11 protein-coding genes are annotated in these 12,172 nt (G+C 63.8%); 10 read left to right on the top strand and 1 reads right to left on the bottom strand.

Annotation, left to right across the window (positions count from 1 at the left end):
• Positions 1–30 precede the first annotated feature (30 nt).
• Positions 31–1,218 (bottom strand): acyl-CoA dehydrogenase, encoded by a 1,188-nt coding sequence (locus ACR65N_RS14815; RefSeq protein WP_440457628.1) that lies wholly within the window; start codon positions 1,216–1,218, stop codon positions 31–33.
• Between the two features lie 100 nt (positions 1,219–1,318).
• Here ACR65N_RS14815 and ACR65N_RS14810 point away from each other — a divergent pair, with 100 nt between their 5' ends.
• From ACR65N_RS14810 to ACR65N_RS14765, 10 genes are all read left to right on the top strand, one after another.
• Complete coding sequence (locus tag ACR65N_RS14810; RefSeq protein WP_440457627.1) at positions 1,319–2,236, top strand: LysR family transcriptional regulator; 918 nt, start codon at positions 1,319–1,321, stop codon at positions 2,234–2,236.
• Positions 2,237–2,249: 13 nt separating this feature from the next.
• Positions 2,250–2,942 carry a phosphoribosyltransferase gene (locus tag ACR65N_RS14805; RefSeq protein ID WP_440457626.1) on the top strand — a complete coding sequence of 231 codons (693 nt, stop codon included), beginning with the start codon at positions 2,250–2,252 and terminating at the stop codon, positions 2,940–2,942.
• 85 nt (positions 2,943–3,027) lie between these two features.
• On the top strand, positions 3,028–4,083 hold the full coding sequence (locus tag ACR65N_RS14800) for a dipeptidase (protein ID WP_440457625.1): 1,056 nt from the start codon (positions 3,028–3,030) through the stop codon (positions 4,081–4,083).
• 48 nt (positions 4,084–4,131) lie between these two features.
• Positions 4,132–5,772, top strand: coding sequence for an ABC transporter substrate-binding protein (locus ACR65N_RS14795; RefSeq protein ID WP_440457624.1), 1,641 nt, complete (start codon positions 4,132–4,134; stop codon positions 5,770–5,772).
• Positions 5,773–5,790: 18 nt separating this feature from the next.
• Complete coding sequence (locus ACR65N_RS14790; RefSeq protein ID WP_440457623.1) at positions 5,791–6,858, top strand: ABC transporter permease; 1,068 nt, start codon at positions 5,791–5,793, stop codon at positions 6,856–6,858.
• Positions 6,855–7,784 (top strand): ABC transporter permease, encoded by a 930-nt coding sequence (locus ACR65N_RS14785; protein ID WP_430304699.1) that lies wholly within the window; start codon positions 6,855–6,857, stop codon positions 7,782–7,784. Before ACR65N_RS14790 ends, ACR65N_RS14785 begins: the two co-directional genes overlap by 4 nt.
• Positions 7,781–8,614: an ABC transporter ATP-binding protein gene (locus ACR65N_RS14780; RefSeq protein WP_440457622.1), complete on the top strand. Its 834-nt coding sequence runs from the start codon at positions 7,781–7,783 to the stop codon at positions 8,612–8,614. Before ACR65N_RS14785 ends, ACR65N_RS14780 begins: the two co-directional genes overlap by 4 nt.
• Positions 8,611–9,363 carry an ABC transporter ATP-binding protein gene (locus ACR65N_RS14775; RefSeq protein ID WP_440457621.1) on the top strand — a complete coding sequence of 251 codons (753 nt, stop codon included), beginning with the start codon at positions 8,611–8,613 and terminating at the stop codon, positions 9,361–9,363. The genes ACR65N_RS14780 and ACR65N_RS14775 overlap by 4 nt, the downstream gene beginning before the upstream one ends.
• A gap of 47 nt (positions 9,364–9,410) precedes the next feature.
• Positions 9,411–10,343 (top strand): LysR family transcriptional regulator, encoded by a 933-nt coding sequence (locus ACR65N_RS14770; RefSeq protein WP_440457620.1) that lies wholly within the window; start codon positions 9,411–9,413, stop codon positions 10,341–10,343.
• 132 nt (positions 10,344–10,475) lie between these two features.
• Positions 10,476–12,008, top strand: a complete 1,533-nt coding sequence (locus tag ACR65N_RS14765) for an ABC transporter substrate-binding protein (RefSeq protein ID WP_440457619.1) — start codon at positions 10,476–10,478, stop codon at positions 12,006–12,008.
• Positions 12,009–12,172: the final 164 nt, after the last annotated feature.

Below are 12,172 nucleotides of genomic sequence, written 5' to 3'. Positions count from 1 at the left end.
CTGTCTCGAACTTGATCGGGGTCGTGCGTATCAGAAAAACGCCTGGATGCCGGTCTGGGCACGGCCGAGGATCAGCGCATGGACATCATGCGTGCCTTCGTAGGTGTTGACGGTCTCCAGGTTCTGCGCGTGGCGCATAACGTGGTACTCGATCTGGATGCCGTTGCCGCCGTGCATGTCGCGGGCCTGGCGGGCGATGTCGAGCGCCTTGCCGCAGTTGTTGCGCTTGACGATGGAGATCATCTCCGGCGCCATGCGGTGCTCGTCCATCAGCCGGCCGACGCGCAAGGATGCCTGCAGGCCAAGCGCGATCTCCGTCTGCATGTCGGCGAGCTTCTTCTGGTAAAGCTGGGTGCCGGCGAGCGGCTTGCCGAACTGCTTGCGGTCAAGCCCGTACTGGCGGGCCCGCAGCCAGCAGTCTTCGGCCGCACCCATGACGCCCCAGGAGATGCCGTAGCGAGCGCGGTTGAGGCAGCCGAACGGACCCTTAAGGCCCGAAACGTTCGGCAGCAGCGCATCTTCGCCGACTTCGACGCCATCCATGACGATTTCGCCGGTGATCGAGGCGCGCAGCGACAGCTTGCCGCCGATCTTCGGGGCAGACAGACCCTTCATGCCCTTCTCCAGCACGAAGCCGCGGATCTCGTTGTTGTGGGCTTCCGACTTCGCCCAAACGACGAAGACGTCGGCGATCGGCGAGTTGGAAATCCACATCTTGGCGCCGCGCAGACGGTAGCCGCCCTCGATCTTTTCGGCGCGGGTCTTCATGCCGCCCGGATCGGACCCGGCGTCCGGCTCGGTGAGGCCGAAGCAGCCGATCAGTTCGCCGGAGACGAGACCCGGCAGGTACTTCTTCTTCTGCTCGTCCGAGCCGTAGGCGAAGATCGGATAGATGACCAGCGACGACTGGACGCTCATCATCGAGCGGTAGCCGCTGTCGATCCGCTCGACTTCGCGGGCAACCAGGCCGTAGGCGACGTAGCCGGCATTGGCGGCACCGTATTCTTCCGGCAGGGTCACACCCAGCAGACCGGCCTGGCCCATCAGCCGGAACAGTTCCGGCTCGGTCGTTTCGCCGAGATAAGCCTCGTTGATGCGCGGCAGGAGTTCAGACTTGCCGAACGCAGCGGCGGCTTCGCGGATCATCCGCTCGTCTTCGGTCAGCTGATCGTCGAGCAGGAAGGGGTCTTCCCAGGAAAATGCCGCGCGGTCGCTCATGTGAGCCTCCATCTAGAAAATCGTGGGCGGACTATCGGCAAAACCCGGAGGTAGGTAAAGCGCAGTTTACTCACGAAGCCATGAGCTATAGGAATGCGGGATGACCAATCTCAGCCGCCGACTCCTGCCATCGACAGCTGCTCTGGCCGCTTTCGAGTCGGTCGCGCGGCTTGGCAGCTTCTCCAGCGCCGCCGACGAGCTTTCGCTGACGCAAGGGGCGATCAGCAGACAGATTTCCGGGCTGGAAGAGCAGCTTGGCATCGTGCTGTTCGACCGCTCGTCGCGCGGCGTGGCGCTGACCGAACCCGGCCGATCCTATGCCAAGGCGATCGGCAGCGCGCTGTCGCAGATCCGCGCCGCCTCGCTGCAGGTCATGACCAAACGTCATGGCGATACGCTGAACCTTGCCATGCTGCCGACCTTTGGCACGCGCTGGCTCTTGCCGCGCATCCCGCGTTTCGTCGCCCAGCATCCGGATATCACGCTGAACTTCGCCACCCGTATCGGCATCTTCGACTTCGAGCGCGACGGCCTCGACGTGGCGATCCATATCGGCCAGCCCAACTGGCCGGGCGCCGAATGCACCTTCCTCATGGATGAGATGGTGGTGCCCGTCTGCAGCCCCAAATTCCAGGCCGACCACCCGGTCCAGTCGGCTGAAGACCTGATGCGGCTGCCGCTGCTGCACATGGCTTCCAGGCCGGGCGGCTGGGCGCATTTCTTCGAGACGCTGGGTGTTCCCGGCGCGCCGGCGCAGGGCATGCGCTTCGAGCAGTTCGCCAGTGTCGGCCAGGCCTGCAGCGCAGGCCTCGGCGTGGCGCTGATGCCGCTCTTCCTCATCGACGCCGAACTGAAGAGCGGCGCGCTGGTGCAGGCACTGCCGCAGCAGGTCCGCAGTCCGAGTTCCTATTATCTGGTGGCGCCGATCACCAAGATGGATTTTCGCCCGGTGGCGCTGTTCCGCGCCTGGCTGATCGACGAGGTCGGCCGCTACAGCAACGAACCCGACTACGCCTGAGGACCGCGCATTCATGCAGCCAAACGAGTTTCGGCCACACGATTTCTGGCAGGAGATCCATCCCGCCGGGAGTTTTTCGACCAGCGGACCCTTCGAGAGCTTCTTCCCGGCGACACTGAGGGACGAAAGACAGTTGCGGTTGCCGATCCGGCCACTGCCCGACGGGCAGCATGCGCTCTGCTCGCTGATCATCAACCAGGCAAGTTTTCCCGTCGTCGATGCGCTGGCGCAGCAGCTTGCCGAGCAGGTCGCGCCACTCGATCCGCAGGTCGTCGTCGGACTGCCGACGCTCGGCCTGACGCTTGCCGCAGCACTGGCCCAGAAGCTCGGCCATTCGCGCTACGTCGCTTGCGGCACATCCCGCAAGTTCTGGTACGACGAGGGGCTTTCCGTGCCGCTGTCGTCGATCACCACGCCGGAGCAGGCAAAGCGCCTGTATCTCGACCCGCGCATGCTGCCGCTGCTCGAGGGACGGCGGGTCGTGCTGGTCGACGACGTCATCTCCAGCGGAACGTCGATCGTCGCCGGCCTGTCGCTGATGCGGGCGGTCAACGTGCAGCCTGTCGCCATCGCTGCGGCAATGCTGCAGTCGGAACGCTGGCATGCGAGCCTCGACGCTTACGGTCCGGATTGGCGCGAACGCGTACACGGCGTGTTCCGCACGCCGCTGCTGACGCGCTCAGGCGAGGCGGGATGGCTGCCTTAAGTTCCACTTTGCGGCTTGCGGTCGGTTTCCCGATCGGCCTAGGATCAGCTTCACCTATCCTGGAATATCAATTCGGAAACTTCTGATGGAATTCGTGTTCGACGGTCACAACGACGTGCTCCTTCGGCTGTGGCGCACTTTGCGCAACGGAGCCGACCCGGTGGAGGAGTTCCTGCACGGGACGCCCGAAGGCCATATCGACGGCCTTCGCGCCAAGGCCGGTGGTCTCGCCGGCGGTCTCTGCGCAATCTACATTCCGTCCGGCGACCTGATCCTCAAGGAGCCCGATGACAGCGGCCACTATCACACGCCGCTTGCCGCGCCGCTCGATCACGCGCCGTCGCTTGGCATCGCCATGGAGAAGTTCGCGCTTGCGCTGCGGCTGGAGCGGGCAGGCGCCTGGCGGATCTGCCGGTCGACGGCAGACATTCGCTCGGCCATGGCGGACGGCATCTTCGCCGCCGTCGTGCATATGGAAGGCTGCGAGGCGATCGGCCCGGATCTTTCCGAACTGGAGGTCTTCCATGCCGCCGGACTCCGGTCTCTCGGGCCGGTGTGGAGCCGCAACAACATCTTCGGGCACGGCGTGCCGTTCGCCTATCCCTTGACGCCCGACACCGGGCCAGGGCTGACCGCTGCCGGCTTCGAGCTCGTCAAGGCATGCGACCGGATGGGGATTGCCATCGATCTCGCCCACATCACCGAGCAGGGCTTCTGGGATGTCGCCAAGACCTCCGAAATGCCGCTGATCGCCAGCCACTCCAACGTCCATGCGCTCACCCAGGTGGCGCGCAACCTGACCGATCGCCAGATGGATGCAATCCGCGAGCGGCGCGGCGTCGTCGGCCTCAACTATGCCGTGACGATGCTGCGGCCCGACGCACGCGACGATGCGGCGACCTCGCTCGACCTGATGGTCCGCCATATCGACTACATGGTGGAGCGCATGGGAATCGATTGCGTGGCGCTTGGATCGGACTTCGACGGGGCCACCGTTCCCGAGAGTATTCGCGATGCGGCCGGCAACCAGAAACTGGTTGCAGCCCTGAAAAGCGCGGGCTACGCTCAAGACGATCTTGCCAAGCTTTGCCGGGAAAACTGGATGAGGGTTCTTGGCCAGGTCTGGCGGGAAACCCGCTGAAAGACCTGCTCGCGACTTGCTCAACATAAAAAAATGGGAACATACGACATGAAGAACGCGATTGATCGCACGCTTAGAATTCTGACGACCAGCGCCGCGCTGTCGCTCGTCATGCTGTCGGCTCCGCAGGCGTTCGCCGCCACGCCGGCAGATACGCTCGTCGAGGGCTTCGCCATCGACGACATCATCTCGCTCGATCCGGGCGAAGCGTTCGAACTTTCGGCGGCCGAAGTCACCGGCAACAGCTACAGCAAGCTCGTCACGATCGACATCAGCGACACGTCGAAGGTCATCGGTGACCTTGCCGACAGCTGGACGACCTCGGAAGACGGCCTGACCTATACGTTCAAGCTGAAGTCCGGCCTCAAGTTCGCTTCCGGCAACCCGCTGACGGCAGCCGACGTCGCCTATTCCTTCGAGCGCGCCGTCAAGCTCGACAAGTCGCCGGCCTTCCTGCTTACGCAGTTCGGCCTGAAGGGCGACAACGTGACGGAAAAGGCGAAGGCAACCGACGACGCGACCTTCGTGCTGACCGTCGACAAGCCCTATGCACCGAGCTTCGTGCTGAACGTGCTGACCTCGACCGTCGCATCGGTCGTCGACAAGAAGCTGATCGAAGAGAAGGCCAAGGCCGTCACGCCGACCGCCGACTACAAATACGAGACCGATTTCGGCAACGAATTCCTGAAGACCGGTTATGCCGGTTCCGGCCCCTACAAGGTGCTGGGCTGGAAGGCCAACGAAGCCGTCATCATGGAGGTCAACCCGAACTACTACGGCGAAAAGCCGAAGCTGAAGCGGGTCGTCTACCGTCACATGAAGGAAAGCTCCGGCCAGCGTCTGGCACTGGAGAACGGCGATATCGACATCGCCCGCAACCTTGAGCCGGGTGACGTGGAAGCCGTGTCGAAGAAGGACGGCCTCAGCACGACGTCGGCGCCGAAGGGCACGCTCTATTACTTCAGCCTCAACCAGAAGAACAAGAACCTGGCCAAGCCCGAAGTTGTTGAAGCCTTCAAGTATCTCGTCGACTACGACGCGATCGGCGAAACGCTGATCAAGGGCATCGGCGAAATCCACCAGACCTTCCTGCCGAAGGGCCAGCTTGGCGCGCTCGACGAGAAGCCTTACAAGCTCGACGTCGCCAAGGCGAAGGAACTGCTGGCCAAGGCTGGCCTGGCAGACGGCTTCACCGTCACCATGGATGTGCGCAATACGCAGCCGGTGACCGGCATTGCCGAAAGCGTGCAGCAGACGCTGGCGCAGGCCGGCATCAAGCTCGAGATCATCCCGGGCGACGGCAAGCAGACGCTGACCAAGTTCCGCGCCCGCACGCACGACATCTATATCGGCCAGTGGGGTTCGGACTATTTCGACCCGAACTCGAATGCCGAGACCTTCACCATCAACTACGACAACTCCGACGAAGGCAAGAACAAGACGCTTGCCTGGCGCAACGCCTGGGACGTTCCGGAGCTGACGAAGCAGACGCAGTCGGCGCTGCTCGAGAAGGATAGCGCCAAGCGCGCGGCAATCTACGAGGACCTGCAGAAGAAGGCGCTCACCACCAGCCCGTTCGTGGTGATCTTCCAGCAGACCGAAGTTGCCGGCTATTCCGCGAAGCTGAAGGGCTTCAAGCTCGGACCGAGCTTCGACACCAACTTCGTCTACAATATCTCCAAGGATTGAACCGGTTAGGTTCCCGCTTTGAGCATCGTTGAGACACAAATGCGCGCGGGGCGCGGCAGACGCCGCGCCCACGCCCGCGGCCGGGCAATCCTCGGCTTCATCATCACCGTCATCACCACCTTCCTGGGGCTGATGGCGGTGACCTTTTTCATCGGCCGGGTCATTCCCATCGATCCGGCGCTGGCGATCGTCGGCGACCGGGCGCCGGCGCATGTCGTGGAGCGCGTCCGCGAACAGCTGGGCCTCAATCTGCCGCTGTGGCAGCAGTTCTTCCTCTACATGAAGCAGGCGCTGTCGGGTGATTTCGGCATCTCGGTGCTGACCACCAATCCGGTGATGACCGACATCAAGCGCGTCTTTCCGGCGACCATCGAACTTGCGACGCTCGGCACCCTCATCGGCTCGGTGCTCGGCATTCCGCTCGGCGTCCTGGCGGCCGTCAAGCGGGGTAGCATCGCCGACCAGATCGTCCGGATCATCGGCCTGATCGGCTATTCGGTACCGATCTTCTGGCTCGGCCTTCTGGCGCTGCTGGTGTTTTACGCCCGGCTGAACTGGGTGGCCTATCCCGGCCGCATGGATCTGGTGTTCGAATTCACCTTCACTCCGCAGACCGGCTTCTATCTGATCGATGCCCTGTGGCAGCGGCAATGGGATGTGCTGTGGGACCTGTTCCGCCACATCATCCTACCGGCCGGCCTGCTCGGCTATTTCTCGCTTGCCTATATCAGCCGGATGACGCGGTCCTTCATGCTGAACGAACTCAGCCAGGAATACATCGTGGCGGCGCGCGCCAAGGGGCTTTCGGAGACCCGCATCATCTGGTTCCACGCGCTGCGGAACGCCGCCGTGCCGCTGGTGACGGTCATTGCGCTGTCTTATGCCGGCCTGCTCGAAGGCTCGGTGCTCACCGAGACGATCTTCGCCTGGCCAGGGCTTGGCCTCTACATCACCAATTCGCTGCAGAACGCAGACATGAACGCCGTGCTCGGCGGCACGATCGTCATCGGTGCCGTGTTCATCGGCATCAACCTGTTCTCCGACCTGCTTTACCGGACGCTCGATCCAAGGACACGCAGCCGATGAGCGCCGCGACCGACCTCAAACCCTACAGCCGCGACTGGCTGCTCTCCGACCGGCCCACATCGCGCCGGCAGGCGAAGCTCGGACGCGCCTATGTCATCTGGCAGCGCTTTTCGGAAAACCGGCTGGCGCTTGTCGGGCTCGGCATCATCCTGGCGCTGCTGTTCATCGCGGCCTTCGCCGATATTCTGGCGCCGTACAATCCGGTGCAGGGTGATCTGCGCAATGCTCGCCTGCTGCCGCCCGGCACCGCCGGCTACTGGCTCGGCACCGACGACCAGGGTCGCGACATCCTCTCGCGCCTGCTGCACGGTTCGCGGCTGACGCTGTTCGTGGTGGTGCTGGTGGCAATCATCGCCGCGCCGATCGGGCTGATCGTCGGCACCGTGTCCGGCTATGCCGGCGGATGGGTCGATGCCATCCTGATGCGCATCACCGACATCTTCCTGGCGTTCCCGAAGCTTGTCCTGGCACTGGCGCTGGTTGCGGCACTCGGTCCCGGCATCGAGAACGCAGTGCTTGCGATCGCCGTCACCTCCTGGCCGCCCTATGCGCGCATCGCCCGGGCCGAGACGCTGACGTTCCGCAACTCGGAATTCATCTCTGCGGTCCAGTTGATGGGCGCGTCGCCGTTCCGCATCGTGTTGCGCCATGTCATGCCGCTCTGCACCTCGTCGCTGATCGTGCGCGTCACGCTTGACATGGCCGGCATCATCCTGACCGCTGCCGGGCTCGGCTTCCTCGGCCTCGGCGCCCAGCCGCCGCTGCCCGAATGGGGTGCGATGATCGCGTCGGGTCGCCGCTTCATTCTCGATCAGTGGTGGGTCGCGGCCATGCCGGGCTTTGCCATCCTCATCGTCAGCCTCGGCTTCAACCTGTTGGGCGATGGTCTGCGCGATGCGCTTGATCCGAAGGAGGCCGGCCAATGAGCACGCTTCTGACAGTCGACAACCTGCGGGTATCCTTCCCGACGCGCACCGGCGTTATCGATGCGGTGCGCGGCGTATCGTTCACGCTCGGCAAGGAGCGGCTCGGCATCGTCGGCGAAAGCGGCTCCGGCAAGTCGCAGACCGGCCGGGCGATCATGGGGCTCACCCCAGGCCACGCGAAGATCACCGCCGACAGGCTGAATTTCGACGGCATCGACCTCCTGTCGGCTTCGGCCCGCCAGCGACGCGATCTGCGTGGCAAGCGGGTGGCGATGATCCTGCAGGACCCGAAATACTCGCTCAACCCGGTGATGCCGATCGGCAAGCAGATCATCGAGACACTGCGAACCCACGAGCGCGTGTCGGCCAAGGAGGGCAGGGCGCGGGCGCTGGCAATGCTTGAGGCGGTGCAGATCCGCGATCCGGAACGGGTCTTCGATCTCTATCCGCACGAAGTCTCGGGCGGCATGGGCCAGCGCGTCATGATCGCCATGATGCTGATCTGCGGCCCGGAACTGCTGATCGCCGACGAACCGACCTCGGCGCTCGACGTGACGGTGCAGCTCGACGTGCTCGGCATTCTCGACAAGCTCGTGGCCGAACGTGGCATGGGGCTGATCTTCATCAGCCACGACCTGCGGCTGGTCTCCTCGTTCTGCGACCGGGTACTGGTGATGTATGCCGGCCGGGTGGTGGAGGAACTGTCCTCGGCCAATCTTTCCGAAGCAAGGCATCCTTATACGCAGGGATTGCTGAACTGCCTGCCGACGATCGGTTCTGACCGGCATCCTCTGCCGGTCCTGGAGCGCAAGCCGGAGTGGGCGGCATGACGGCGAGTGCAGTTTCCATCCGTGACATGGTTGTCGCCTTCGACGAGTTCGTGGCGATCGACGGCGTCAGCCTCGACGTGGCCAAAGGGGAATCGTTCGGCATCGTCGGTGAATCCGGCTCCGGAAAATCGACGCTTCTGCGGGCGGTGGCAGGCCTCAACGCCTTCGAATCCGGATCGCTGTCGGTCTCCGGGCACAACTATACCGGCCGCAAGCGCGACAAGAGCTTCTATCGCACCGTGCAGATGGTGTTCCAGGATCCCTACGGCTCGCTGCATCCGCGCCAGACGGTCGACCGGCTGCTGCTGGAGCCGCTCGAGATCCACGGCTTCACCGATGTCGATACGCGCATTGCCCGGGCACTGGACGAGGTGGGCTTGGGGGCCGGCTTCCGGTTCCGCTACTCGCACCAGCTCTCGGGCGGCCAGCGGCAGCGCATCGCGATTGCCCGGGCTCTGATCCTCGAGCCGAAAATCCTGCTGCTCGACGAGCCGACATCGGCTCTCGACGCGTCAATCCAGGCGGAAATCCTCAACCTGCTCGAACAGGCTCGCAAGGATCGCGGCCTGACCTTCATCATGGTCAGCCACGATCTCGGCGTCATCAGCCATATGTGCGAGCGGCTTGCGGTGATGCGCAAGGGCAAGGTCGTCGAGATGGTGTCCGTCGAGGCGCTGGAGCAGCGGGAATTCTCCGCCGATTATACGCGCCAGTTGCTGGTCGCCAGCGAAGGCTTCCGCCGGACCTGAGCGAGGTCCGGCGTCGGGAACATGTCATTGCGGCGGGCGGACCCTCCATGCAGCTTCGTGCCCTCATGTATTTCGACGAGCTGGTGCGCACCAACTCCATGCGCGCGGCCGCCGAGAACCTGAACGTCGCACCGACTGCCGTCAGCCGGCAGATCGAGAACCTCGAGCACTATTTCGGAACGACGCTGGTCGAACGCTCCAATCGCGGCATCCGGCTGACGGCAGCCGGGGAGCTTCTGGCAGCGCGGGCAGGGCGGACGCTGCGCGAGCTTGAACATGTCCACCAGCTGATCGACGACCTGCAGGGGCTGCAGCGCGGCAAGGTCACCATCTATGCCAACGGCGCGACGGTCGCCAATCTGCTGGCGCCGGTGCTGGCACAGTTCAGCCTGCGCTACCCGAAGCTGCGGTTCGAAGTCGCGATCACCAGCGCCCGCCAAGCGATCGAGGCGCTTGCCAGTGCCGAGGCGGATCTGGTGGTGACCCTGTTTGCGCAGAAGATGGCCGGGGTGAAGGTGCGGCTGCGCTCGGAGATCACCTACGAACTGATCACCTGGGGCAACCATCCGGCCGCCGGCCGCCCGGAGATCACGCTGAAGGAGATTGCCACCCTGCCGCTGGCCTTGCCGGACAAGACTTTTGGCGCCCGCCAAGCGTTCGAGGAGCAGTTCGCCAAACTTGGCATCGAGCTTGATCCGGTCTTCGTCACCGGCTCTCTGGAAATGCTGAAGGAACTGGTGCTGCGCGAGGCGGCGGTGACGCTGCTGCCGGCGCTGACCGTGCAGCGGGAGGTCGATCTCGGCCTGCTGGCCGCCATCCCGATCTCGGCCGGCAAGGGCGTGCGCACGGCCATCGACCTCTGCGTAGCGCCGGACCGTCAGCTGTCCTACGCTGCCGGCAAGCTCGTCGATTTCATCGAGGCGTTCATGCACGGTGCGGAGCATGCGAAGACCGGTTCGAGATCGAAGAAACCAGTGTAGCGATTACCGCTACACGCAGCACACAAAAATGCTAATTGTGTGTGCGCATGCGAAGTGCCACTCTCTTCGCATAAATGTCCGCCGGCCGGTCATCGACGTTCGGCAGGACGAGAAACAAGGGGATTTCGACGCATGGCCAGCAGGTTCCGCTCCAACTCGACGGCCTTGACACGCCGCGCCCTTTTCAGCCTCTCGATCACCGCCGGGCTGCTGCTCTCCACCGGCGCCTCAGCGCAGGCGGCACCGAAGACCGGGTTGACGCTCGGCATGGCGGTTGAGCCCGCAGGCTTGGACCCGACGATTGCCGCTCCAGTGGCGATCGGTCAGGTCACCTGGCAGAATATCTTCGAGGGACTGACCACGATCGATCGCCAGGGCAAGGTGCAGCCGCAGCTTGCCGAGAGCTGGTCCATCGCGCCGGACGGTCTGACCTATACGTTCAAGCTGCGCCCAGGCGTGAAATTCCATGATGGCGAAGCCTTCGACGCAAGCGTTGCGAAATTCTCCATCGACCGCGCCCGGGGCGCCGATTCCGTCAATCCGCAGAAGCGCTATTTTGCCGCGATCGACACCGTGGAAGCACCCGACGCCGGGACGCTTGTGCTGAAGCTGAAGCAGCCGGCCGGCAGCCTGCTTTACTGGCTCGGCTGGCCGTCCTCGGTCATCGTCGCGCCGAAGTCGGCAGACAACAACAAGACGACGCCGGTCGGGACCGGCCCCTTCAAGTTCGCCGGCTGGGCCAAGGGCTCCAAGGTCGATCTCGCAAAGAATGCCGACTACTGGAATGCGGCGGCTGCCGCGAAGCTGGAGAATGCAACGTTCCGCTTCATCGCCGATCCGCAGGCGCAGGCGGCCGCCCTGAAGGCCGGCGACGTGGATGCCTTCCCGGAATTCGGCGCGCCGGAGCTGATCGAGAGCTTCAAGGACGATCCCCGGCTGGCGACGGTCATCGGCAATACCGAGCTGAAGGTGGTTGCCGGCATGAACAATGCCAGGAAGCCGTTCGACGACAAGCGGGTCCGCCAGGCGCTGATGATGGCTATCGACCGCCCGTCGCTGGTGGAAGGCGCATGGTCGGGCTTCGGTACGTCGATCGGCAGCCACTATACGCCCAATGACCGCGGCTATATCGACCTGACCGGCACTCACCCGTATGACGTGGAGAAGGCCAAGGCACTGCTGGCGGAGGCGGGATATCCTGATGGCTTCGCGTTCACGATGAAGGCGCCGCAGATGGCTTATGCGCAGCGCTCGTCGCAGATGCTGCAGGCGATGCTTGCGGAAATCGGTGTGACCATGACCATCGAGACCACCGAGTTTCCGGCGAAATGGGTGGCCGACGTGTTCAAGGGCGGCAATTTCGACATGACCATCGTCGCCCATGCCGAGCCGATGGACATCGATATCTACGCTCGTGATCCGTACTACTTCGGCTACAAAAACCCGGCCTTCAACGAGATCCTGAAGAAGGTCGAGGCGACGGCCGACGCTTCCGAGCAGGAGACGCTTTACGGCGAGGCGCAGAAGATCCTTGCCGACGACGTGCCGGCGCTGTTCCTGTTCGTCATGCCGAAGCTCGGCGTGTGGGACAAGAAGGTGCAGGGTCTGTGGGAGAACGAGCCGATCCCGTCGAACGTGCTCTCCGAGGTTCATTGGGTGGAGTGATCATGACCTCCGCCGAACCGCTTGCCGTTGACGTTCCATTCTTTCCTACCGGCCATTTACTCGCCAAGGGTAGGGGTGATGCGCGGCACGCGCACGCATTGATCGAAACTCGGCGGTTCGGTCCGGTTCAGCCACCCCGATTGTGGGAAGGGCGGGGAGAGGTT

The sequence above is a fragment of the Rhizobium sp. SAFR-030 genome, from assembly GCF_059415005.1.
Note: the sequence above shows the minus strand (reverse complement) of the source record. Positions and strands in the feature narration are given on the sequence as shown.

Excerpts from the sequence above, each read along its gene's own strand:
- ACR65N_RS14815 (WP_440457628.1), bottom strand. The coding sequence starts at position 1,218 with ATGAGCGACCGCGCGGCATTTTCCTGGGAAGACCCCTTCCTGCTCGAC.
- ACR65N_RS14810 (WP_440457627.1), top strand. The coding sequence starts at position 1,319 with ATGACCAATCTCAGCCGCCGACTCCTGCCATCGACAGCTGCTCTGGCC.
- ACR65N_RS14805 (WP_440457626.1), top strand. The coding sequence starts at position 2,250 with ATGCAGCCAAACGAGTTTCGGCCACACGATTTCTGGCAGGAGATCCAT.
- ACR65N_RS14800 (WP_440457625.1), top strand. The coding sequence starts at position 3,028 with ATGGAATTCGTGTTCGACGGTCACAACGACGTGCTCCTTCGGCTGTGG.
- ACR65N_RS14795 (WP_440457624.1), top strand. The coding sequence starts at position 4,132 with ATGAAGAACGCGATTGATCGCACGCTTAGAATTCTGACGACCAGCGCC.
- ACR65N_RS14785 (WP_430304699.1), top strand. The coding sequence starts at position 6,855 with ATGAGCGCCGCGACCGACCTCAAACCCTACAGCCGCGACTGGCTGCTC.
- ACR65N_RS14780 (WP_440457622.1), top strand. The coding sequence starts at position 7,781 with ATGAGCACGCTTCTGACAGTCGACAACCTGCGGGTATCCTTCCCGACG.
- ACR65N_RS14775 (WP_440457621.1), top strand. The coding sequence starts at position 8,611 with ATGACGGCGAGTGCAGTTTCCATCCGTGACATGGTTGTCGCCTTCGAC.
- ACR65N_RS14770 (WP_440457620.1), top strand. The coding sequence starts at position 9,411 with ATGCAGCTTCGTGCCCTCATGTATTTCGACGAGCTGGTGCGCACCAAC.
- ACR65N_RS14765 (WP_440457619.1), top strand. The coding sequence starts at position 10,476 with ATGGCCAGCAGGTTCCGCTCCAACTCGACGGCCTTGACACGCCGCGCC.